A 22,515-nucleotide genomic window follows, 5' to 3' on the forward strand; every position below is an offset into this window, starting at 1 on the left:
TGGGTTTTTGCTTTAGAGGCCGTTTGCTGCGGCAGGCTACATCAGCTCTATGCTGGGGTCCCAAAACAGGCGCTTGAATTCCTGAACCTCGTCATTTTCGACGCGCACCCCCTCTTCTTCGAGAGCTTCCTGCATGGCGGTAGGCGTGGCGAAGTGGTGCCGACCCGTAAGCAAGCCGTTGCGGTTCACAACGCGGTGCGCGGGCACCGCGTGCAGCCCCAGCGCCGGATTGGAGGCAATCATGGCCCAGCCCACCATGCGCGCGCCGTGGCGGGCGCCGAGGTAATGCGCAATGGCGCCGTACGTGGTCACGCGACCGGGCGGCACCAGGCGCACTACTTCGTGCACATCCTCAAAAAAATTGCGCTGCTTTTCGGTCGGTTCTTTGGGAGTTTTCATGGGGGCAAGTTAGCAGGCCAATAAGGCCGGCAAAAAAGTCAAAACCCGGCCTTTTGGAAAAGGCCAAGCCGTTTAAAATGCTCCGGCAAAGAAAAAAAGCTGCAACCTGCGGGCTTTTTTTGTGTCTTACGATCTTTGTTGACATCCTAACCAACTCCAACCGAACCCTTAAGGCAGCCCTGTCGTTGTGGAACCTTGACTACCTGTGATTTAGGTAGCTTGATGAATTGGGAAGCCCGCCCTAGATCGTACATGCAGACGAAAGAACAAGAACCAGAAGTTGCCGAAACGCGCCCCGCCGGACGCCGAGTGTTGTGGATTGTGCTTGCCCTGGCCCTGATCGGGGCGCTGGCATTTGTCAAGATCCACTACTTCCCTACTCCAACTGCTGGCAAAGGCGGAAAAGGTGGCGGCGGCAAAGGTGCAGCCGGTGGGCCGGGCGCCGCTAAGGGTGGCAAAGGCGGCGGTGGCGGCGCACGCACTCCGGTAAAAGTGTACGTGGTGCAGCCTACTTCGCTGGCCAACGAGGTTTCGTCGACGGGCACCGTGCTGGCCGACGAGTCGGTGGTGGTGCAAAGCGAGATCGCGGGCAAAATCACCAGCCTCAACATTGAGGAAGGCAAACCGATCCGGAAAGGCCAGTTGCTGTTCACTATCAACGCCGCCGACATTCAGGCGCAGCTTAACAAAGTACGCTACAACATCAAGCTCTTCCGCGACCAGGAGCAACGGCAGCGCACCTTGTTGGAAAAAGAATACATCAGCCGCCAGGAATACGAACAATCTAATAATCAACTACTTACCGCACAGGCAGATTTACAAGCCTTGCAAGCCAACCTGGCCAAAACCTACGTTCGAGCTCCATTCGATGGCATTTTGGGCTTGCGCAACGTGTCGGTGGGGGCTTATGTATCGCCGGGCACGTCCATCACCACCATTTCGCGGGTAAAGCCCGTCAAGATTGACTTTTCTGTGCCCAGCCGGTTTGCCAACGCCGTGCGCGTCGGCGATCCGGTGGTCGTGACCGACGAAGGCACTACCAAAAAATACCAAGCCAAAGTATACGCCGTCAATCCGCAGATCGACCCGGTGTCGCGGACGCTGACCACGCGGGCCGTTTACCCGAATACCAACTCGGAACTGCGGCCTGGCGCGTTTGTAAAAATCAACCTGCAACTCGGCGAAACGGCTGACGCTCTGCAGATTCCGACCGAAGCCGTCATTCCGGAAGCCAGCGGATATTCGGTATTCAAGATCAAAGGTGGCAAAGCCATCAGCCAGAAAGTGAAGATTGGCGTCCGCTCCGACAAGGTGATTCAGATCACCGATGGCTTGGCCGTGGGCGACAGCATTGTGCGCACCGGCATCCTACAGGTTAAACCTGGCGACCGCGTAGCCATCCAAAAGTAAATATCCCTTGGCGCTACGGACGTCCTGCTTCATTCGCAACTTTCTAATTATTAGATAGTTTGCAGAAATAGCAAGCCGAGCTACCCAAGACCGATTTGTTGAGCGTTTTTAACCAGCCTTAGTATATGAGTCTTTCATCCGTTAGCATTGGCCGGCCGGTGCTATCCATCGTGATGAGCTTGCTCATCGTTATCTTCGGTATCATCGGCTTCCGCTATCTCAGTATCCGGGAATACCCCAGCGTCGATCCGCCAATTATCACTGTATCAACTAGTTATACTGGCGCTTCGGCCGACGTAATTCAGTCCCAGATCACGGAGCCGCTGGAAGAAGGCATCAACGGCATCGCGGGCATTCGCAACCTGACGTCGGTCAGCCGCGACGGCCGCTCGCAAATCACCGTCGAATTTGACCTTGACACCGACCTTGAAGCGGCCGCCAACGACGTGCGCGACAAGGTATCGGGCGCGCAGGGTCGTCTCCCGCGCGACGTAGACCCACCCACCGTAAGCAAGGCCAACGCCGACTCGCAGCCGATTGTGCTTACCTACCTCAGCAGCGATTCGCGCAGCTTGCTGGAATTGACCGACTACGCCAACAACGTGCTCAAGGAGCGCCTCCAGACCATTCCGGGGGTGAGCGAAATTCGGATATGGGGCGAGCGCAAATACTCGATGCGCCTGTGGCTTGATCCGGTAAAAATGGCCGCGCTGGGCATTTCGCCAGTGGACGTACAGACCTCCCTGACCCGCGAAAACGTAGAACTGCCGAGCGGGGCCGTACAAGGCCAAAACACCCAGCTCACGTTGCGCACAATGGGTCGCCTCTCGACAGTGGAGGACTTTAATAATCTGATTCTGCGCAACGACCCGACTTCGCTGGTTCGCCTCAGCGACGTGGGGTACGCTGAACTCTATCCCGAAAACGACCAGACGGCCCTGCGCCGCAACGGTGTGCCAATGATTGGCATCAACGCGATTCCGCAGCCAGGCTCCAACCAGATCGACATTGCCAACGAGTTCAACAGGCGCGTCAAGCAGTATCAAGCCGACTTACCCAAAGACCTTAAACTCAGTACCGGCTTCGACAACTCGGTGTTCATTCGCGCTTCCATTGCCGAGGTAGAAGACACTATTATTGAGGCCTTTGTGCTGGTGGTGGTCGTGATTTTCCTGTTCCTGCGCGACTGGCGCTCCACGATTATTCCGGTGGTAGCCATTCCGGTGTCGCTGATCGGGATTTTCTTCATCATGTACCTGCTTGATTTCTCCATCAACGTACTCACGCTGTTGGCTATCGTGCTGGCTATCAGCTTGGTAGTGGACGATGCCATTGTAGTACTGGAGAACATCTATTCGCGCATTGAAGAAGGCGACGACCCGCGCGAAGCCGCCCTGAAAGGTTCAGCAGAGATCTTGATGGCCGTTGTTTCGACGACCATCGTGCTGGCGGCCGTGTTTCTGCCGGTTATTTTCCTGGAAGGCATCACGGGCCGTTTGTTCCGCGAGTTTGGTATCGTGCTGGCCGGTTCGGTGCTGATTTCAGCCTTCGTGTCGCTGACCCTGACGCCCATGATGTGTTCGCAGATCTTGAAGCGGCAGGAGAAACACAACTGGTTTTACCGCAAGACGGAGCCCTTCTTTGAGAAAATCACGACGGGCTACCAGCACAGCCTCGAAACGTTTCTGCGCAACCGCTGGATGGCCTGGGGCATTGTAGCCCTGACGGGCGTGGGCATCTGGTTTTTTATGGGTGCGCTGCCCTCGGAGTTGGCTCCTATCGAAGACCGGAACCGCATCAACGTATCGGCGACGGGGCCGGAAGGCGCCTCGTTTGAGTACATGAACGACTACATGGCCGAGCTCACCAAACTGGTGGCCGACACCGTTGGCGATGATGTGGATAACATCTTGACTGTGACGGCCCCCGGTGGCGGTGGCGGTGCTGGCGTCGTCAATTCGGGCATTGCCCGCATACTACTGAAAGATGCTTCTGAACGCACGCGCAGCCAGCAGCAGATTGCCGATGCCCTCACCAACGGCGTGAAGCAGTTGACCGGCGGCCGCACCTCCGTGTCGCAAGACCAAAGCATTGGCAACAGCGGTGGCGGCTTGCCAGTGCAGTTTGTGCTTCAGAACCAGGACTTTGAAAAACTGCGCGAAGCGGTACCGAAGTTTCTGGAGGCCGCCCGCCAAGACCCCACGTTTAGCTTTGTCGATGTCAACCTGAAATTTACCAAACCCGAACTGCGCGTGGTGATCGACCGCGAAAAGGCACAGACGCTGGGCATTTCGGTGCAGGACATCTCGCAGACGTTGCAAGCCGGCCTTAGTGGTTCGCGCTACGGTTACTTCATCAAAGACAGCAAACAGTACCAGATCATTGGCCAAGTGGCGCGCGAAGACCGCAACCAGCCCTTAGACGTACGCACGCTCTCGGTGAAAAACCGTGCCGGCCAGCTTGTGCAGCTCGACAACGTAATCCGGTTGGAAGAACAGAGCACCCCACCCCAACTCTACCGCTTCAACCGCTACAACTCAGCCACAATTTCGGCGGCACTTAGCCCCAACAAAACGATGGGCGACGGCATTGCGGCCATGCGCGCTATTGCCAGCAAGGACCTCGACGATTCGTTTTCAACGGCGCTTTCCGGTGCTTCCCGTGACTTCGAGGAAAGCTCCTCATCCCTGTTGTTTGCCTTCGGCTTGGCCTTGGTGCTGATTTACCTGATTCTGGCGGCACAGTTCGAGAGCTTCCGCGATCCAGGCATTATCATGATTACGGTGCCGCTGGCGTTGTCGGGCGCGTTGCTGAGCTTATGGTATTTCAACCAAACGGTCAACTTGTTCTCCGAAATCGGCATTATCATGCTCGTGGGTCTGGTGACGAAAAACGGTATCCTGATCGTGGAATTTGCTAACCAGCGCGTGGAACACGGTGCCGACTACATGACCGGCCTCGTGGAAGGCGCTACGGCCCGCTTCCGCCCCATCCTGATGACGAGCTTGTGCGCCGTGCTGGGCATTCTGCCGATTGCCGTGGCGACGGGCGCGGGCGCCCTTAGCCGCCGTGCGATGGGCATTGGCGTAGTGGGCGGCTTGCTGTTTGCCACCGGCCTTACGCTATACGTGGTGCCGGTGATGTACTCGTACTTTGCTACGGCCAAAAAGCACAGCAAGAAGAAGCCCGAAGCAGAGCCCCACGAAGCAGTAGCCGCCTAATTTTCTTATTTATAAGTATTTAATTATTAATTACTTACGTTTCCCGCCCGCGTTTTTGCGTTTAGAATGAAGTTGAACACCCGCTACCTCTTTTTGCTGTTGTTGCTCGCGCCGTTGGTGGGGCGGGCCCAGCAACAAAATCAACTAGCAAAACCCCAAACGGTGCCGCAGGGACCGCCTCTTTCGTTGCAGGAAGCCATCCGCATTGGGTTGGAAAACAACTTCGGCATCCAGCTGGCCCGCCGCGACGAAGAAATTGCCAGCAACAACGTGACGCGCGGCAACGCCGGCCAGTTGCCCTCGGTAAACGGTAATTTTTCGCGCACCTTCAACATCAACAACACCCGGCAGCAACGCGAGCAGCAGAAGGCGGTGGTCATCAACGGCGGCAAGGCCAACGCGCTGAATGCCAACGTGGGCGTCAACTGGACCATCTTCGACGGGTTTGGTATGTTCATCGCCTACGACCGGCTGCGGACGCTGGAAAACGGCCAGCGCCAGATCACCCGCGCGACCATGGAAGAAACCGTGGAATCCATTTCCAACGCGTACTTCGCCGTGGTGCGCGAATCGGGCAAAATCAAGTCCCTGGAACAAGCGCTAGCCATCGGTCAGCAACGCATTGACCTGACGCAGGCGCAGGTAGATGTGGGCGTGAGCGCCAAGGTGGAAGTTCTGACGGCGCGCGTCGATTTTAACGCCGACCGCTCGTTGCTCATCCAGCAACAGGAAGCGCTGAAAACGGCCAAAGTCAACCTCAACAACTTGCTCAGCCGCGGTCCGCAACTCGATTTCAGTCCCTCCGACTCGATTGTGGTCACCCGCGATCTCGATCGGGAAGCCATCAACCAAGGCATTGTAGCGCGCAACCCGCGTTTGCAGCAAGCCCGCTTCGGTGTAGATGTGGCGCAGTTCGACCGCAAGTTGGTGCGGGCTTCGCGCTATCCGCAGGTCGATCTGACGGGGGGCTATGGCCTTACGCGCAACATCAACAACGCCTTCCTGATCAATACGGCCCAAGGCAGCGTGCTGGGCTCCAATACCAACCGCGTTTTTGGTCCTAACTACGGCGTGGTGGCTTCCGTGCCCATTTTCGACGGGTTCAACCGCAACCGGCTGGAGCAGAACGCCCGCGTAGCCGAAGAACAAAGCCGCATTCAGTTGGATCAGACGCGGCTCAACTTAGAATCGCAGGCTGAGCAAGCCTATGCGCAATACCAAAACCGACTACAACTACTTGAACTAGAAGAAGATAACATTACCCTTGCCCGCCAAAACGTAGCCATTGCCCTGGAGCGCTACCGCCTCGGCTTACTGACGCCTCTTGAGCTCCGCGAAGCCCAGCGCAACCGCATCGACGCCGAAACCCGGTTGCTCGACATTCGCTACCAAGCCAAGGAAGCCGAAACCGTGCTGCGCCGCCTCAGCGGCAGCTTGGTGCAGGAAGGCGGCGGCCAGTAAAAGCAGCTACGTTACAAAGTAAAAAGGCCGCTCATGCAATATGAGCGGCCTTTTTACTTTGTAAATGTTTAGTTATCAACAAGTTATTAACTTATCCACTATCGCTTTCTGAAGCATTTTAGGGAGTTGATTTCGCGGGGCTTTCGTTAGGCACCAGCGTTAGTTGGCGTAGTTGCTTCAGGGCTTCGCGGGTTTCGGCCTGGGTTTTGGCTTTCTTCTCGTCTTCGTTGACGGGCTGGCGCGACGTATCGCCAAAAAACTGCACGATGTCCTGCTGCTGAGGCAGGCTTATGCCCTCAAACTTTTTGTCGGCCAGTTTGCGCAGCCACTCGCCGTAGGTTTCGTCGGCCAAGCCGTATTCGCCAGCTCTGGTGGTGTGGCCCGTGTCGAAATCGTAGTTGGGCAGAGGCTTGGCCGAAGCGGTAGTATTTGCCTTTTCGCGCTCCAAGATCTGGCAGTAGTCGGCCATGACATCGGCGAAACTCTTTTTGAAGTACGCTTCGGCCTTCGGAGTAGGCAGGCGGAAAGCAAAGGGCTTGAGCGGCCCGATTTTGGGCAAAATGCCAATGAATTTGGAGGCCAGCCGCGCGCCAAAACCCGGCTTTTCGTACTTCACGCCGTACTCGCGCCGAAACTTACGCTCGCTCTGCCGATACACGTAATCGCGACGGCGGGCCTGCGGATCGAGCTTGCGAATATTCTTCCGCTCCGCGTGCCAGGCTGCCCGGGCCGCCGTCGGGATCAGTTGCTGCACCGCAAAGCGGAAGCTGCCAATGGAAACATCGACGTTGAGCACTACCTGCCCCAGTTCCAGCCCGTACGTTTTCTGAAAAGCCCGCTCCAGCACTGGCTTACTCACCTGAAAACCAATGAAATCGTGGTAATTGTCGGAGCGATACCGGCCGGCGGCCAGTTGCACCACGTCAAAAGCAAACTCGAGTTGGGTGTGCTGCTTGGGCGCTTCGAAGTACGTAATGACATCGCCGTACTTGGCCGCCAGCTCCGGATACACCGAAGGCATGGCGCGGTTGGTGCCTTCCGAATGCCCCTTGATATCGGCCACGTAATGCGCCATCGCGCCCAGCGCAAACGCGTATTCGTTGCGGTCTTGGGCTTCGTCGAGCAGATTGCGGACAAAGTCGCCGCTGCGCACGTAATGCGTCAGGTTTGTAAATAGCTTAGAGCCAAATGGATAGAAGCCCATGTCCTGGATAATGGAGCCGCCGTAGGCGTAGGATTTGGCTTCTTTCCACTGCTCCGGAGTGGCACCGGGGTAGCGTTGGGTCAGCAACGGCACCAAGCAGCGCCGCCAGCACGAATCGACGTTGGCCTGATGAGTCAGGACGGAATAGCCAGCAGCCGATGCCGGAAGAAAACAGAGAGCTACGAAGCTCAGGAAAAGCCATTTCAGCATGAAAAAAAGGGTTGCCTGCTCCGATTTTGGCACCGAACCCAAGCGGTAGGCTCTACGCAGAAGCCCAACAGTGGTTGTGGATACGAATAGGATGATATGCCGATGGAAATGTGGCTGTTAAGCAGATTTCACTATTTCAATATAAGCCATTAATAGTCAGAATGTTATGAATAACTTTATTCTCGTAGCTTGTAACTTAGCGCTGTCGAATCATCCCCCAGCAACATTTCTGCGAGTGGCAACGCAACCGCATGGCCAGACCAGAAATAGAGTATCACAACCGTTTCCGGAAACGGTTGTGATACTCTATTTGGCTTATCTGCAGCTCGTAGCAGCTTGGCCCTCAGACTATTTCCTTACTTAGCATCCACTTCGCCCAGACTTGCCGATTGCGAGCCCGGAGATGAAAGACCAAGCCAGACGCTATAATGACGATGAAATATTGGCTGATTCTGCTTTTCGCCGGGATGCACACCGTGGGGGTGGCGCAAAAAATTGCAACACTGGAAGTTAATCTGGCGCAACCTGCCAACGGATTAAGCATCCCGGTCACGACGAGCTTGGACGCCATTACGTTTCTACCCGATTCGGTTTTGCAGCTGGTAGAGGTACAGGGCAGCCAACGGACGCCGATTGCTTACCAGATAGAAAGCGGGAACGCACGGTTTATCCATTGGATTATTGAAACCGCAAATGCCAAGTCCGCGAAGCACACTTACGAACTGGTAAAAGGAACCGGCAAAAAAGCTCCGGCCAGCATCAACGTAAAAGATGAAAAAGGCGCGCTGACCATTCAGGCAGGCACTAAAAACCTGCTGCGGTATAATTACAAAACGGTGTATCCGCCCACGGGCATCGATACGGCCTACAAGCGCAGCGGCTTTATTCACCCCCTTTGGACGCCGCATGGGCAGGAGCTGACCCGCATTCAGGCGCCGGACCACTACCATCATTACGGCATCTGGAACCCGTGGACGCACGTGTTATTTGAAAAAGACACGGTTGATTTCTGGAATATCCGCGACCGCAAAGGCACGGTGCGCTTTGCCAACACGGTGGCTACTACCAGCGGGCCGGTGTTCAGCGAATACGAGGTGTTGCAGAAACACGTGGCTTTCAAAAAAGGAGGCGGCGAAAAAGTCGCCCTGAACGAGCTGCAATCGGTGCGGGTGTACCAGCCTACGAATCAGGACTATTACATTGCTGACGTAACCATCAATATGAATTGCGCCAGCACCAGCCCGGTGTTGCTGCTGGCGTATCGGTATGGTGGGTTTGGCTGGCGCACCACCGAAAAATGGAACAAGGATAACAGCGAAGTGCTCACCTCCGAAGGCAAAACCCGCAAGGAAGCCGACGGCTCGACGGCCCGCTGGTGCATCGTGCAGGGACAGCTCGACAACGATTACGGCGGCTTAGTAATGATGTCATACCCAACCAATTACAACTACCCCGAGCCGTTGCGCATCTGGCCCGAAACAATGAACGGCCGCGGCGACATGTTCGCGAATTTTTCGCCTACCAAGAACAAAAACTGGCTGCTCAATCCGGGCCAGACTTACACGCTCAAGTACCGATTGATCGTGTACAACGGGCATTTTACGAAAGAAAAAGCCGAGAGCGGCTGGCAGTATTTCGGCCACGCGCCCAAAGTCACGGTGAAGCTTAAGTAAGGATTTTCTTCTGGCTATTTTAACCCACAAAGCGCATGAGCGAAGAAAAAACACCTCAGGTTTCCAGGCGGAATTTTCTGGAAGCTTCCGCCAAAGCCGCCGTCGCGACCATTGCATTTAGCGGCTTCCCGACGATAGTGCCGGCCAGCGTTTTCGGGAAAAATGCGCCCAGCAACCGCATCAACATCGGCGCTATTGGCACCGGACGGATTTCGCGCGGCCACGACATGCCCGGCGTCTGGCAATACGACCAGGCCCAGATTATGGCCGTTTGCGACTTGGATACCAAGCGCGCCGAAGACGCCAAAATGTTGGTCAACGACTATTACTCCAAGAAAAACGGCAAGCCGTTCGACGGGGTGAAGGTTTACCACGATTACCAGTCTTTGTTGCAGAACAAAGACGTGGATGCGGTGCTGATCAGCACGCCCGACCACTGGCATGCGCTCATCGGGATGGCGGCGGTAAAGGCGGGCAAGGATGTGTACTGTCAAAAGCCAACTTCCCTAACCATTGCGGAAGGCCGGGCGCTGAGCGACGCGGTGAAAAAAACCGGCCGCATTTTCCAGATTGGCAGCCAGCAGCGCTCGACCAGCCAGTTTCGCTACGCCGCTGAATTGGTGCGCAACGGGCGCATCGGCAAGCTCAAAACCGTGTACATCGGCTTGCCCGGCGACCCTTCCGGCGACGAAGAGCCGCCCATGCCGGTGCCCAAAAACCTAAACTACGATATGTGGCTGGGCTCGACGCCGGAGGTGTATTACACCGAAAAGCGCGTGCACCCGCAACAGGGCTACGACCGCCCCGGCTGGTTGCGCTGCGAGCAGTTTGGCGCCGGTATGATTACGGGTTGGGGCTCCCACCACGTCGATTGCGCGCACTGGGCCATGGACACCGAGCACACCGGCCCGATAGAGGTGTGGGGCACCGCCGAATTTCCCAAAAAAGGCCTCTGGAACGTGCACGGTCCCTTCAAGACCGAAGGATTGTATGCCAACGGCGTACACATGATCATCAGCGACAGCTTCCCAAACGGCATCAAGTTCGAAGGAACCGACGGCTGGATTTTCGTGTCGCGCGGCGACGCCAAGGCTACGGCCAGCGACCCGGCCAGCATTCAGGCGGCCAAAGCCCTGGACGCCAGCGATCCGAAGCTCATCCAGTCGGTGATTGGGCCAAACGAAATCCACCTCTACGAGAGCAAAGAACACCACGGCAACTGGCTGGAGTGCATCAAATCGCGCAAGCCGCCGATTGCGCCCGTAGAAGTGGGGCATCGCTCCTGCTCTACTTGCCTAATTCACCACATCGTGATGAAGCTGCAACGCAAAGTGTACTGGGACCCTGCCAAAGAACGCTTCAAGAATGATGACGAAGCCAACAGCATGCTTTCGCGTCCTCAGCGCAAGCCTTATACCATGATTGGCTAATTAATTAATTGTCAAGTATTTATCACAGAACCCAAATCAGGTAACTAGATTGCGGTTTACCAAACCCTCTGTTCGAGAAAATGAAGACTATTCGCCTTGCCCTGCCCTTCATTTTTCTGACTACCCTCTCCTGCTTGGGGCAAACTACCAACAAACCGAGTGCCGCCGTGCGATTGGTAACGCTTGATCCGGGGCATTTTCATGCGGCGCTGGTGCAAAAGTCCATGTACCCAACCGTCGACCCGACGGTGCACGTGTATGCCCCGGCCGGCCCCGACGTGCAGCTGCATCTGGATAGGATTACGGCGTACAACACCCGCGCCGACAACCCCACGCACTGGCAAGAGCAGGTGTACACCGGCCCCGATTTCTTTCAGAAAATGCTGGCCGAGAAAGCGGGCAACGTGGTGGTTATTGCGGGCAACAATCAAAAGAAAACCGAGTACATCGCCGAGTCGCTAAAAGCTGGCTTTAACGTACTGGCCGACAAGCCGATGGCAATCAACAGCCAGGAGTTTAAAACGCTGGAAAGCGCCTTTGCGACCGCTCGCCAACGCAACTTGCTGCTCTACGACATCATGACGGAGCGGTTTGAGATCACCACTGTGCTGCAAAAGGCGCTTTCTCAGCTGCCGCAGGTGTTTGGCACCCTGGAAAAAGGCACGCCCGACAACCCGGCTGTCGTAAAGGAAAGCGTGCACTACTTTTATAAGTATGTGTCAGGCAACGTGTTAACGCGTCCGCCGTGGTTTATGGATGTCCGGCAGGAAGGCGAAGGCATTGTAGATGTGACCACGCACCTCGTGGACTTGGTACAGTGGGAATGCTTTCCGGAAAAGGCCTTGGATTATAAAAAAGATATCCAGGTTCTTTCGGCCAAGCGCTGGCCTACCGACATGAGCCTCAGTCAGTTCAAGACCATTACCCAACTCCCGGCCTTTCCGGCTTACTTAAAACCAGACCTGGCCAACGACAGCCTGCTGAAAGTATACAGCAACGGCTCGATTGTGTACCGGCTGTTGGGCGTGCACGCCAAGGTTTCGGCCATCTGGGCGTACAAAGCGCCCGAAGGAGCCGGCGACACGCATTATTCGATGCTGCGGGGCACCAAAGCCAATCTGGTGGTTCGGCAGGGCGCCGCGCAGCATTACCAAACGGCCCTGTACGTGGAGCCGCGCACAAACAATGCGGCGTACGAAAAGACCCTGCGGGAAGCAGTCCAGCCGATTCAGGCAAAATACCCCGGCGTGGCACTGAAAAAATCGGATAAAGGCTGGGAGGTGCTCATCCCCGATAGCTACCGCGAAGGCCACGAATCGCATTTTGCCCGCGTCACCCAGCAGTTTCTGGAGTATCTTCAGCAACGGAACATGCCCCAGTGGGAAGTGCCCAACATGCTGGCCAAATACTACACCACCACCAAAGGGCTGGAAATGGCTTTGCAAAGCCCCAACAAGTAACTTATTAACAATCTGGTACTTACGTTAACAACCACTCAAATCATCCTTCTGCTTTTCCTCCTTCTCACTACCTGAGTTTACCCACCTGCTTTATGAAAATGACATTGCTGGCCCTTGGCGCCTTGGTTACTGCTGGTTTCGTGCAAACCGATGACTTGCCCTCGGCAGTGTATAGCCCTACTGATCAAGCGGTAAAGAAGGACGGCGGGCGCGAAAGCCGGCAACTGGCCAAAGGTAGCACGCTTGACTTGGCAGAGCTGACCATTCATACCTCCACGCTCGGGCCGGGGCAAATGAACCACCCGCTGCAAGGCTACAACGATGCGGAAGAGCTCGTGATCGTGAAGGAGGGCACCCTGACGGCAACCGTGAAAGACTCGACCAAGGCGCTGGGCCCCGGCGGCCTCGCGCTCATTGTGGCCGGCGACAAACAAAGCTTTCGCAATGCCACTAAGGTACCGGCAACGTATTACGTGCTGAAATTCAAGGCGAAAGACCCCGTGGACATGCAGCGTGGCCAGGCTGGAGGCGGCTCGTTTCTGAAAGACTGGAGCCAGTTTAAGATGACCAAAACCGACAAGGGCGAAACCCGCCCCGTGTTCGACCGGCCCTCGTCGGTGTTTAAACGGTTTGACGTGCACGCAACGGTACTCAACCCCGGCAAAGCCAGCCATCCACCGCACACGCACCGCGCCGAAGAAATTATTCTGATGACCAAAGGCAACGGCGAAATGCTGATCGGCGACAAATCACACAAAGCCACGACGGGGGACGTGATCTTGCTGCGGTCCAACGTGCCGCATGCCTTTACCAACACGGGCAGCACGCCATGCGGCTATTTTGCCATTCAGTGGCACAGCAACGCTGAGTAATACGCTTTCGCTTCTTACCGACTGGCAAAAAGTACGCGTCTACCGCACGACCATCAGGGCGGAGGGCAAGGGACGGATGCGTCGGAGCATGCGTCGTTGGCGCCGGATGGAAAGGATCTGCAGGCCCAGCAAACGCGGGCTGCGAAAGTGATCACACAAATCCACAAACAGCTCGTTAAGCTCGGCTGTGTAGCTGGTCACTTGGTGTTCCTCTTGGTGCAGGCCAACTACCTGACCACAATCAAGTTGCGCCAAAGTAACCTGGCACCGAACCTGATATCGCAAACGCTTATCCATAGAAGTAAAGAGCTAGTGGGTGGCCAGAAATACGATATACAAATCTAATATATTTAGCATTATATCCAATGATATTAGCTAATATTTTACGCATTGTTTCCCACAAATTCGCATCAGCTACCGTGTTGTAAACACTTATAAACGAGAGCTAAAGCTGCGCATAGCATAGTGTCTCTTCACACGAAAAAGCCCGCTTCCAACATGGAAGCGGGCTTTTTTAGCTAAATAAATTATCCGGCGAGTTCCTAAAGCACTTCGGCAGGCTTGAGCAGATTGGGAAAGGCCTTTCTGAATTTCTCAACCTTCGGCCGTGATACATGGTCGATGTAGCCTTGCGTAGGGTGCAAGCGGTAGTACCCTTGGTGGTAGTCTTCGGCAGTCCAAAACTGCGTGTAGGGCGCCACCTGCGTTACGATGGGCGCATCGTAATGGTGAGAAGCGTCGATGCGCTTGATGGTTGCTTCAATAAGCTGCTTTTCCTGCGGAGAGCGGTAAAACGCCACCGAACGGTATTCGGGGCCGGTATCGGGGCCTTGGCGGTTGAGCTCGGTGGGGTTGTGGGCACCGAGGAAAAACACGTCGAGCAACTGCTGATAGGTTACCTGCTTGGGGTTGTAGTACACCTGCACCGATTCGGCGTGGCCGGTTCGCTGACTAGCCACATCTTCGTAACTCGGATTTTTGACAGTGCCGCCTGCATAGCCCGACACCACGACTGTGACGCCGCGTACTTCTTCGAATGTTTCTTCATTGCTCCAGAAGCAGCCCCCGGCAAAAGTAGCCACCGCCAAGCCCGTCAGGTCTTTGGGTGCAGGGTTAGCCGTGGAGCGTTTCAAGCTTACAGTCGGATTATCGGGACTCAGCGGCACGAAGGCAAGCGAAGCCAAACTGCTGGTTGCGATAGCTAGGGCAAGAAAGAAATTACGGGTTTGCATAGGTATAGAGAGTCAAAAAGGATGGGTGGTTTCGGACCGGGCCGACGCGCTAGGCGGTAAGCCCTTACAACAACAGAACGAGGCGATTAGTGTGATCTGTAACGCTGTATTTTACGCTGTTACTGCTTCATCACTATCTAATGGCCAGCGTGCCAATCGTAGCCCCGAACGGCCCAATAATCGGGCGGGCGTTGGTCGAGGAAGGCAATGGTACCGATGCGCTTGATGTGCTTGATGCCATACTTGAGCGGCGTAACCAGCCGCAACGGTGCCCCGTGTTCGGGCGTGAGCGGAGTGCCGTTCATCTCGTAGCACAGCAGGGTTTGAGGATGCAGGGCACTTTCAATTTCGAGTCCCACGTAATATTCTTTATCGGGCGTAACCAAGCTTACATACGGCGCCAGATCGGTGGGCGGATTGTTGGGATCGACGGGACGGCCGGAACGGGTAGCCAGCGGGTATTTCGCCAAAAAATCGGAGAGGCGCGTGCCAGCCCAGGTTACGATGGTGCTCCACCCTTCGATGCACTTAAACTCGGTAGTCATCTCGACGCGGGGCAGCGCTTTCACCTCATCGAGGGTAAATTCCTGCATGCGAGGCGTGGTGCCGGCCGGGGCGTAGCGCTGGACCTGTAAGCGCCAAGCTACCGCGTCCAGTGCCGATTTCAAGCCTTCGGTGCCATTTTTTCGCAGGGGCTTGGCGCGGCTTTTCGGAAACTCGGTGGCGAGGCGTGTATTGCGAAAATACGCCGTGGCCAAACGGCCGTTGGCATCGAGCACGCGGCGCAACGGCGCCGCCAAGCCATCTTCCTGCGGCGCATCGAGCAGCCAGTTCCAGCCTACAATGCCCGCCAAAGCCGCCACACCGCCCACCAGAAAAGCCCGGCGCGTCCGGCGCGCAGCCTGGCGCTCCACGGCTTCATCTGAAACGGGGGTTGTCGGTTGGGACTCAGGCAAAGCCGGACCGGAAGCGGCAGGTTGGGAGGATTCGGGGTAAGCCATGAGACAAAGAAAATTAAGCCTGGGACGAAGGCGCGGCAGAGGCCACCGTCGGTAATGAGGCGCTTGACGGCTGCACGGCCGGTTCGTCCACGATTTCAAAGCCGGCGACCATGGCGCGGAAGTTGTTCCAGCCCGCTCTGACCACCTGCGCGATGTGCACCACAAAAAACAGCACGTAGCCAACGGTCAGGGTGAAATGCTCGATGCGCGCCCATTCGTACCCCCCCAGCAGCGAGGTCAGCCACGCGAACTGCACAGGCTTGTAAATGGCAAGGCCCGTCAGCAGCGACCCCGCCCCCATCAGCACCACCGACGTGTACGCGATTTGCTGGGCACCATTGAACTTCTGCGGCGGCAGCGGCTCCTTGCGGATGCCCAGGTCGTGTAGCACAGTTTGCCAGGCGCTGGCGAAGCTGTGGCGGTTGGGCACCAGCGCTCGCCACTCGCCCGACACGAGCGTGTAGCTCACGTACAGCAGCCCGTTCAGGGCAAAAACCCACATCAGCACAAAGTGCCACGCCATGCCTTGCGCCAGCTTATGATCGACGTGAAACGCCTGGTAAAACGACTTCGGAAAAAACTTCAGCAGCGTGACGTTACCCCAGCCAAGGCGGTACACGTCATTGGCCCAATAAATCAGGATGCCGCTCCAGATCATCAGGGCCAGCACCGGGAAGTTGATCCAGTGAAACCAACGAATGGCCAACGGATGCTTTTCAACTAATTTTTTCATCGAATCCACGGACGAAGTGAAAGTAGCATCAGGAAACGAGCTTGCCAGCAATAGTAACAGCATTGGCGCCTTACTTGTGCCAACAGACGCCCACATCTGCTAAACAGTGCTTGCGGCGCTACTTCTTTTTCAAACTGCTAAGTACATAGCTATTATATTGATAGTCAATTATTTATATTTACGATAAGTTCTGGCTACTTCACTGCTCTCTGCTCCTTCTTACTCACCATCAGCCCTTGTTGCCTTTGCACCTCTAGCAACCTCCACGAAACCAAGGCGTTAGACTATAGCGGCGTTTTTCTCCATTCCGGAAAGGTTTGGAAAAGTGGCCCGTCTACCCTTACGAAATGCCAAACGTCCGTTCCTATGAAACGCTTCGCCTTCGCTCTGCTGCTTTGCGTGACGGCCGCTTCGGCCGCAGTGTTCAGGAACGTCTTGCCGATGGGGCGCCAGCAGGATGCGGCGGGCAAGGTGCCGGTAGTGGTGGAGCTCTTCACTTCGGAAGGATGTTCGAGCTGCCCGGCGGCCGATGCGGCCTTGCGCGAACTCGAAACCACGCAGACTATTGCGGGCGTGGAGGTGATCGTGTTGGGCCAGCACGTCGATTATTGGAACAACCTGGGCTGGAAAGACCCCTTCTCGTCCGCCGTCTTCACCCGCCGCCAGCGCGACTACGCCGCCCTATTCGGCACGGGCTCGTACACGCCCCAAGCCATCGTAAATGGCCAGTACGAATTTGTGGGCAGCCAGCAAAAGCTTGTAGCACAGTCCATTGCCAAGGCTGCCAAAGCGCCTCGCGCCACTGTTACCCTGGCCCGCTCGAATAATATGCTGGTCGTAACCGTAGCCAACCTGCCCGCCGGCACCGGCCCAGCCGAGGTGCTGCTTGCCTTGAACGAAAGCGGCCTGTCGAGCCAAGTGGGCCGGGGCGAAAATTCGGGCCGGTTGCTCCGACACGCGTCCGTGGTGCGAAGCCTGCGCCCATTGGGCACTACCCTCGACAACGGCACCTTCTCGGCCACAGCCCCGCTAAACCTGAATGCGCAGTGGAAAGCCCAAAACCTGCGCGCCGTAGTGCTGGTACAGGAAAAAGCATCGCGCCACATCGTGGGCAGCGCTAGCCTACCGTTGCACGAGGCAGCGTTAACCTCTCGTAACTGATATAAGTATTTGACAATCAAATATTTATATCAGTTACTTTTATTAGCCTTTTGATAAATTTTTCTTAGCGCACGGCAAAAATTGTGCTGCTTGGCATCGTCTCAAGGACGGGGCCGGTGTGCACCAAGCCATCTAGGTCAACTTGCCGCAGTCGGTATTGCGCGCGTCCCTGTACCGGCGTTGTATCAACGAACTCATGGCTGCGAGCGCTCACGGCCATGGCATCGCCGGGCACGCGACCCAGCGCCTGAAACGCTCCTTGCTCGGTGCGGCGCTCGACCACAAAGTAAGAGCAAGCCAGTTCATCGGGAGTCACCCATTGCACGCGCTGCCCACTGGCATCGGGCACGAGGCGGAAACGCAGCAGTTCCAACTGATTTTCCGGCTGATGGCTTTCCTCCGGTTGTTCCTGCACAGCATACGCTCGTTCGTGAATGCTGGCACAGGCCGTACCTGCCACCATTAGCAACGCGTAAGAAGCCCGACGAAAAAGACGCAACGAAGTAGAAAAAGCCATATAAACTGATCGTAAACCCTAAAAGAACAGTTCAATGTAAATGCCTTTTCTGACATAGAGAACAACATGTATATTAAAAATATTATAAAATACAGAAGACAATATTCATTCTTCGACTAATGCTATTGACAGCCTTACTTGCTCCGCTGTAACGCGCCTCGGCAGGTCACAACAGGCCAACCTTCCCTTTCGATAGTTGATCTGGTTAACTTTGCCTACTTGCTATCGAAGAAAGCTGTTAGTAGGCTCTACTTGCTTGCCTCTATTGCCAAACAACAATCTGGTAATCAATTAACTATTTCGCTCTAACGCGTGAACGAGCTTTGGCATTTTTTTGCTGTAGCGCCTTTATAGCCAAGGCATACCGACGGCCCATGAGGCGGGCCGAAACCGCGTCAAAATGTAGCCTATCGCCACGGTCGCGGGTACCTTCGGCCGTGACGTAATCGTAGTGTGGCACCGTCTTTTTTAGCTGGGCCACGGCTTGGTTGACGCGAATTGCATCTGCGTTAACGTGTTGTTTACCAATACTATCTGTTTGCACGAATTGAAATTCCGGCAATTGCCCCGCCACGAACGGCACGTCGGGCGACTGCAAATCCCTGCGGAAGCGGGCAATTAGTTCTGTAAGGTTCTTGCCGTAGGCCGAGCTCAAGTCGGGCTTGCTGTCCGACTCTCCCTGATGCCAGATAATGCCCGCTAAGGTGCCGCTTTGCATGGCCGCTTTGGCCCGCCTGATGGCATCGTCGTAGGGGTTGGTATTGGTGGCAGCGTAGAAGGCGCCCGGCTGCCAGACATTGATGCCGGAGCCCCCTACCGCGCACGGAATCAAGCCAATGACTACGCTCGTATCCAAGGCGGCCAGCGTTTTGCCGAACGTCAGGCCAGGCCCTACGCCTGCCGCCGCTTTGTCGAAGTGCACGGGGTCTTTGGCAATCTCCCAGGCGCCTTCTTTGTTCAGGCGCAATACCCGTCGGTTGGGTACAGTATCCTGCGCTTCCACTGCACCTCGCCCAGCCATATTTGATTGACCTACAAGTAGATACAGCTTAAATTTCTCCTTCGTTTTAGGCGGCGTAGCCTGTTCGCAAAGTCGGGGTTGCAGGCCCTGCGCCGGTAGCCTTTCGGCGACTAGTAAGAGCAACAGCAAGCTGAGGAAGCCGGGCCATTTTGCAGCAGCGCATCGCATGGGGGCTACCAAACGGGGAGGTTATTTGCCATCGTATTTCTGCGCCATTTGGCGGTAATATTCCTGCACGGTGTAAAAAGCTTTCTTCTTTTGCCCCGTATTGGAAATCAAGCCTTTGCGATTGAAGCCGTTTTGATATACGGGGTGCTGGCGGCGCGTGGCGCGGAAGTCGGTCAGAATCCAGGGGGTCAGACCGCGCAGGCCGGCAATGCCGCTGAGCATTTTGAACTGGTTTTGGTACAGCGCCTCTTGGTATTCCTCGCTCCAGCGGGTATCGGCGTCGGCGTGGTAGCCACCCAGGGCGTCGCCGCCAAACTCACTGATTATGACGGGCTTGTTGTATTTGATGTCGAAAGTATACTGCGTGATTTCGCTGGGCTTGCCGCCCCAATACCAACCGGCATATTCGTTGAAGCTGGTCAGGTCGAGCTCGGCGCCCAGCGGGTCGTCTACGGTTATTTTAGAGCCATCGCGGTGCAACTCTAAGGCAGCCGAAATCAGGCGGGTATCGTCGAGGCTGCGGGCTTTCTTGACCAGGCTGGTCATGAATTTCAGACGCGGGTCGCTGGGCGGCGTTTCGTTGCCCACCGACCACACCACGATGCTGGCGCGGTTTTTCCCCATCGAAATGAGGTCCGTGAGCTGCGTTTCGGCATTTTGGTAAGTGGCGGGGTTTTCCCAAGCAATGGTCCAGTACACGGGGACTTCGGCCCACACGAGCAGGCCCATCTCGTCGGCAAGCTTCAGCATGGCTTCGTTGTGGGGGTAGTGCGCCAGGCGTACATAGTTGCAACCGAGCTCTTTAGCCCAAGTCAGGAGCATGCGCAGGTCGCCTTCACCGCGCGCCCGACCTGGAATGAGCGGGTTTTCGTCGTGGATGGAAATGCCGCGCAAAAAGGTCGATTTTCCGTTGAGTAGAATGTCCGTGCCTTTCGTCTGGATGGTGCGAAACCCGATGCGGTCCTGCACCGCATCGGAGCCGCTGGTCAGGCTCACAGGGTACAGCTTCGGGTTTTGGGGCGACCAGCGCGTAAGCTTCTTGGCCGGAACCGCAAACGTGGCGCGGCCTTCGGCGTCGGTCTTCAGGCTCTTCTTGATGCCGGCTTCGGCAATGTTGAGGGTCACGGTTTGCCCGGCTTTTCCCTCGCCGCTAAGCTGCACGTAGCCCGCCAGCGTGTTGGGGTCGTTTTTGGCCAGTTGAACCTTGTAATCGGTGATGTAGGTGGCCGGGGTTTCGGCAATGAACACGTCGCGGGTGATGCCGCCGTAGTTCCACCAGTCGGTGTTGATGGTCGGTACTTCGTCGGCGTGGCGGGTGTTGTCGGCCTTCACGATCACGAAGTTGTCGCCGGTGCTGCTGAGGCGATCGGTGATGTCGTACTGGATGGGCGTGAAGCCGCCTTTGCGCATACCTAACTTCTTGCCATTCAAATAGATATGCGATTCGTAATTGATCGCTCCGAAATACAGAAAATAGCGCTTGCCGGGTTTCGGCGTCAGGCTGAAGCTCTTCTTGTACCAAATGGTGCCTTCGTAGTAGAGCAGCTTCGGGTCCTGCGAGTTCCAGTCGCCGGGCACCTGCAACGCCGCCGACTTATCGAAGTCATACTCAATCAGTTCGGTTTCCTGCTTCGAGCTAGGTTTCTGATTGTCGTAGTAGCCGCCCTTGCCCGACTTCGACTGGTCAAAAGCTTCGCGGCGGTAGTCGTAAAAGCCGTTTTCGTACGGATCGATGATGTAGTTCCAGCTGCCATTTAAGTTGAGAATGCGCCGGCCGGGCGCGTTCTGCAACTGGGCCGACTGCGCCCGCAGGTTGTGGCTAGCAAAAGGGCCCACAAGCAGCACCAGCGCCGTTAGGGCGTTCAGCAGAGGTCGAATATTCATGCGGTGAAACGGAAAGTGAGCGAAATAAAAGCGAGGGAAACGCAAGCCCATACCGGTTCCTGCATTTTACTTAAGAGCAGTAAGTACCGAAAACTTGCGCCCGCGCAACGGAATTTATCCTATTTATTCACGAAAACGTTTTCGAAATCGATTGCAAACAGCCTATCTCGACAGTACAAGAGTAAGTGAGTAAGACTACCCTCATTCGGGCAAGTAGCTATTAGCTAGTGCGTTGCAAAGACGGGTACTATGTCCTTGATTCTGTGCGCAGAATCGCGCTCCAAACGCCGTATGCACTGCTTTGCAGTAGGCTGACAGAATGAGCACCTAGGTGAGTTGTCCTTAATTTTGCGGAATTTAGGGGCATGAGTAGCGTTAACCTGAAAAGGCTTGCCCAAGAATTAAATTTATCCATCTCGGCTGTTTCGAAAGCCCTTCGCGACAGCCATGAAATCGCCGTTGATACCAAAGAGCGCGTCAGGGCGCTGGCACGTGAGCTGCGGTACGAGCCCAATCCGCACGCCAGCAGTTTGCGGCGCCAAAAAAGCAAGACCATCGGCGTGGTTATTCCGGAGGTCGCCAATAGCTTCTTCTCGTTGGTAATCAACGGCATAGAGGAAGTAGCACGCCACAACGGCTACCACGTACTCATTTACCTCACCCACGAAGACCACACCCGCGAGGCCGCCATCGCGCAATATCTGGCCAACGGGCGCGTGGACGGCATCCTGATGTCGGTGGCCAGCGAAAGCGCCGATTTTGCGCACTTGCAGGAGCTCAAAAACAAGAACATTCCCATCGTTTTCTTCGACCGGGTGTGCGAGGAAATGGCCACGGTCAGGGTAACGACCAACGACTTTGAGAGCGGCTACAAAGCCACGCAGCACTTGTTGGAGGCCGGCTGCCGACGCATTGCGTACCTGCTGATTTCCGAACATCTGTCCATCGGGCAGAAGCGCATGCAAGGTTACCAACAAGCCCTTGAAGATCACGCGATTCCATTTGATGCCAACCTGATTGTAAGTGGCCACCAGAGCAACGAGCACAACCGTATGCTGATTCAGCAGCTGCTCGAAACGCAAAAGGTCGACGGCATTTTTGCTTCCGTAGAGCGCTTGGCCATAAGCAGTTACGAGGCCTGCAAAGCCCTGAACCTGAGCATCCCCGGGGACGTCAAGATCATCGGCTTTTCCAACCTGGAAATCGCTTCCCTGCTCGATCCGCCGCTCACGGCCATCAAGCAGCCGGCCTATGCCATGGGCCGCGAAGCCGCCTGCATCCTGTTTACGGCCTTGGATAAAAACCGAGCCCTAACCGCTTCGCAAAGCCTGGTTCTGAACTCCGAGCTGATCGAACGGAAGTCAACGGCCCGCAACTAACGCTGCCTAGAGCAGCCGGCAGAATCTTATCTAAACCCTCCCTTGCAACTACCTGTTGCACAAATAGTTACAAGGAAAC

General features: G+C 55.9%; 18 protein-coding genes. 9 read left to right on the forward strand and 9 right to left on the reverse strand.

All coding sequences use genetic code 11. From position 1 onward, the window contains the following. Positions 1 to 36 precede the first annotated feature (36 nt). Positions 37 to 399: an MGMT family protein gene (locus FHG12_RS03460; protein ID WP_139514311.1), complete on the reverse strand. Its 363-nt coding sequence runs from the start codon at positions 397 to 399 to the stop codon at positions 37 to 39. A 252-nt stretch (positions 400 to 651) separates the two neighbouring features. Between FHG12_RS03460 and FHG12_RS03465 the strand changes: the two genes are divergently transcribed. The 3 genes from FHG12_RS03465 (at position 652) to FHG12_RS03475 (ending at position 6,491) form a co-directional block, all read left to right on the forward strand. Then, entirely contained in the window at positions 652 to 1,809 is a 1,158-nt protein-coding gene (locus FHG12_RS03465; RefSeq protein WP_139514313.1) for an efflux RND transporter periplasmic adaptor subunit, read from the forward strand. A gap of 125 nt (positions 1,810 to 1,934) precedes the next feature. Then, complete coding sequence (locus tag FHG12_RS03470) at positions 1,935 to 5,030, forward strand: efflux RND transporter permease subunit (protein ID WP_139514315.1); 3,096 nt, start codon at positions 1,935 to 1,937, stop codon at positions 5,028 to 5,030. Positions 5,031 to 5,096: 66 nt separating this feature from the next. Next, on the forward strand, positions 5,097 to 6,491 hold the full coding sequence (locus tag FHG12_RS03475) for a TolC family protein (protein ID WP_139514317.1): 1,395 nt from the start codon (positions 5,097 to 5,099) through the stop codon (positions 6,489 to 6,491). A 118-nt stretch (positions 6,492 to 6,609) separates the two neighbouring features. Here the strand turns inward: FHG12_RS03475 and FHG12_RS03480 are convergent, their stop codons facing one another. Beyond that, positions 6,610 to 7,905 (reverse strand): zinc dependent phospholipase C family protein, encoded by a 1,296-nt coding sequence (locus FHG12_RS03480; RefSeq protein WP_139514319.1) that lies wholly within the window; start codon positions 7,903 to 7,905, stop codon positions 6,610 to 6,612. A gap of 428 nt (positions 7,906 to 8,333) precedes the next feature. Between FHG12_RS03480 and FHG12_RS03485 the strand changes: the two genes are divergently transcribed. The 4 genes from FHG12_RS03485 (at position 8,334) to FHG12_RS03500 (ending at position 13,340) form a co-directional block, all read left to right on the forward strand. Then, positions 8,334 to 9,578: a DUF6807 domain-containing protein gene (locus tag FHG12_RS03485; RefSeq protein ID WP_139514321.1), complete on the forward strand. Its 1,245-nt coding sequence runs from the start codon at positions 8,334 to 8,336 to the stop codon at positions 9,576 to 9,578. 35 nt (positions 9,579 to 9,613) lie between these two features. Beyond that, positions 9,614 to 11,008, forward strand: a complete 1,395-nt coding sequence (locus FHG12_RS03490) for a Gfo/Idh/MocA family protein (RefSeq protein ID WP_139514322.1) — start codon at positions 9,614 to 9,616, stop codon at positions 11,006 to 11,008. Between the two features lie 80 nt (positions 11,009 to 11,088). Further along, positions 11,089 to 12,468: a putative oxidoreductase C-terminal domain-containing protein gene (locus FHG12_RS03495; RefSeq protein ID WP_139514324.1), complete on the forward strand. Its 1,380-nt coding sequence runs from the start codon at positions 11,089 to 11,091 to the stop codon at positions 12,466 to 12,468. A 92-nt stretch (positions 12,469 to 12,560) separates the two neighbouring features. Further along, positions 12,561 to 13,340 carry a cupin domain-containing protein gene (locus tag FHG12_RS03500; RefSeq protein ID WP_139514326.1) on the forward strand — a complete coding sequence of 260 codons (780 nt, stop codon included), beginning with the start codon at positions 12,561 to 12,563 and terminating at the stop codon, positions 13,338 to 13,340. 39 nt (positions 13,341 to 13,379) lie between these two features. Here FHG12_RS03500 and FHG12_RS03505 read toward each other — a convergent pair whose 3' ends face one another. The 4 genes from FHG12_RS03505 to FHG12_RS03520 form a co-directional block, all read right to left on the reverse strand. Further along, positions 13,380 to 13,637, reverse strand: a complete 258-nt coding sequence (locus tag FHG12_RS03505) for a hypothetical protein (protein ID WP_139514328.1) — start codon at positions 13,635 to 13,637, stop codon at positions 13,380 to 13,382. A gap of 245 nt (positions 13,638 to 13,882) precedes the next feature. After that, positions 13,883 to 14,524, reverse strand: a complete 642-nt coding sequence (msrA, locus tag FHG12_RS03510) for a peptide-methionine (S)-S-oxide reductase MsrA (RefSeq protein ID WP_317129699.1) — start codon at positions 14,522 to 14,524, stop codon at positions 13,883 to 13,885. Positions 14,525 to 14,709: 185 nt separating this feature from the next. Next, on the reverse strand, positions 14,710 to 15,573 hold the full coding sequence (locus FHG12_RS03515) for a molybdopterin-dependent oxidoreductase (RefSeq protein WP_139514332.1): 864 nt from the start codon (positions 15,571 to 15,573) through the stop codon (positions 14,710 to 14,712). Positions 15,574 to 15,586: 13 nt separating this feature from the next. Next, entirely contained in the window at positions 15,587 to 16,306 is a 720-nt protein-coding gene (locus tag FHG12_RS03520) for a cytochrome b/b6 domain-containing protein (RefSeq protein WP_139514333.1), read from the reverse strand. Between the two features lie 366 nt (positions 16,307 to 16,672). Between FHG12_RS03520 and FHG12_RS03525 the strand changes: the two genes are divergently transcribed. Further along, positions 16,673 to 17,467, forward strand: coding sequence for a DUF1223 domain-containing protein (locus FHG12_RS03525; RefSeq protein ID WP_139514335.1), 795 nt, complete (start codon positions 16,673 to 16,675; stop codon positions 17,465 to 17,467). 64 nt (positions 17,468 to 17,531) lie between these two features. On the opposite strand, the gene FHG12_RS03530 is transcribed toward FHG12_RS03525, so the two are convergent. The 3 genes from FHG12_RS03530 to FHG12_RS03540 form a co-directional block, all read right to left on the reverse strand. Beyond that, positions 17,532 to 17,984, reverse strand: coding sequence for a hypothetical protein (locus FHG12_RS03530; RefSeq protein WP_139514337.1), 453 nt, complete (start codon positions 17,982 to 17,984; stop codon positions 17,532 to 17,534). Between the two features lie 295 nt (positions 17,985 to 18,279). Further along, positions 18,280 to 19,005, reverse strand: a complete 726-nt coding sequence (locus tag FHG12_RS03535) for a sialate O-acetylesterase (RefSeq protein ID WP_230471272.1) — start codon at positions 19,003 to 19,005, stop codon at positions 18,280 to 18,282. Positions 19,006 to 19,194: 189 nt separating this feature from the next. Then, positions 19,195 to 21,057, reverse strand: coding sequence for a glycoside hydrolase family 2 protein (locus FHG12_RS03540; protein ID WP_174805787.1), 1,863 nt, complete (start codon positions 21,055 to 21,057; stop codon positions 19,195 to 19,197). 365 nt (positions 21,058 to 21,422) lie between these two features. Here FHG12_RS03540 and FHG12_RS03545 point away from each other — a divergent pair, with 365 nt between their 5' ends. Then, positions 21,423 to 22,436, forward strand: coding sequence for a LacI family DNA-binding transcriptional regulator (locus tag FHG12_RS03545; protein ID WP_139514340.1), 1,014 nt, complete (start codon positions 21,423 to 21,425; stop codon positions 22,434 to 22,436). Positions 22,437 to 22,515 lie beyond the last annotated feature (79 nt).

It is taken from the genome of Hymenobacter jejuensis (genome assembly GCF_006337165.1).
Lineage (GTDB): Bacteria > Bacteroidota > Bacteroidia > Cytophagales > Hymenobacteraceae > Hymenobacter > Hymenobacter jejuensis.

Excerpts from the sequence above, each read along its gene's own strand:
- FHG12_RS03460 (WP_139514311.1), bottom strand. The coding sequence starts at position 399 with ATGAAAACTCCCAAAGAACCGACCGAAAAGCAGCGCAATTTTTTTGAG.
- FHG12_RS03465 (WP_139514313.1), top strand. The coding sequence starts at position 652 with ATGCAGACGAAAGAACAAGAACCAGAAGTTGCCGAAACGCGCCCCGCC.
- FHG12_RS03470 (WP_139514315.1), top strand. The coding sequence starts at position 1,935 with ATGAGTCTTTCATCCGTTAGCATTGGCCGGCCGGTGCTATCCATCGTG.
- FHG12_RS03475 (WP_139514317.1), top strand. The coding sequence starts at position 5,097 with ATGAAGTTGAACACCCGCTACCTCTTTTTGCTGTTGTTGCTCGCGCCG.
- FHG12_RS03480 (WP_139514319.1), bottom strand. The coding sequence starts at position 7,905 with ATGCTGAAATGGCTTTTCCTGAGCTTCGTAGCTCTCTGTTTTCTTCCG.
- FHG12_RS03485 (WP_139514321.1), top strand. The coding sequence starts at position 8,334 with ATGACGATGAAATATTGGCTGATTCTGCTTTTCGCCGGGATGCACACC.
- FHG12_RS03490 (WP_139514322.1), top strand. The coding sequence starts at position 9,614 with ATGAGCGAAGAAAAAACACCTCAGGTTTCCAGGCGGAATTTTCTGGAA.
- FHG12_RS03495 (WP_139514324.1), top strand. The coding sequence starts at position 11,089 with ATGAAGACTATTCGCCTTGCCCTGCCCTTCATTTTTCTGACTACCCTC.
- FHG12_RS03500 (WP_139514326.1), top strand. The coding sequence starts at position 12,561 with ATGAAAATGACATTGCTGGCCCTTGGCGCCTTGGTTACTGCTGGTTTC.
- FHG12_RS03505 (WP_139514328.1), bottom strand. The coding sequence starts at position 13,637 with ATGGATAAGCGTTTGCGATATCAGGTTCGGTGCCAGGTTACTTTGGCG.
- FHG12_RS03515 (WP_139514332.1), bottom strand. The coding sequence starts at position 15,573 with ATGGCTTACCCCGAATCCTCCCAACCTGCCGCTTCCGGTCCGGCTTTG.
- FHG12_RS03520 (WP_139514333.1), bottom strand. The coding sequence starts at position 16,306 with ATGAAAAAATTAGTTGAAAAGCATCCGTTGGCCATTCGTTGGTTTCAC.
- FHG12_RS03525 (WP_139514335.1), top strand. The coding sequence starts at position 16,673 with ATGAAACGCTTCGCCTTCGCTCTGCTGCTTTGCGTGACGGCCGCTTCG.
- FHG12_RS03530 (WP_139514337.1), bottom strand. The coding sequence starts at position 17,984 with ATGGCTTTTTCTACTTCGTTGCGTCTTTTTCGTCGGGCTTCTTACGCG.
- FHG12_RS03535 (WP_230471272.1), bottom strand. The coding sequence starts at position 19,005 with ATGGCTGGGCGAGGTGCAGTGGAAGCGCAGGATACTGTACCCAACCGA.
- FHG12_RS03540 (WP_174805787.1), bottom strand. The coding sequence starts at position 21,057 with ATGAATATTCGACCTCTGCTGAACGCCCTAACGGCGCTGGTGCTGCTT.
- FHG12_RS03545 (WP_139514340.1), top strand. The coding sequence starts at position 21,423 with ATGAGTAGCGTTAACCTGAAAAGGCTTGCCCAAGAATTAAATTTATCC.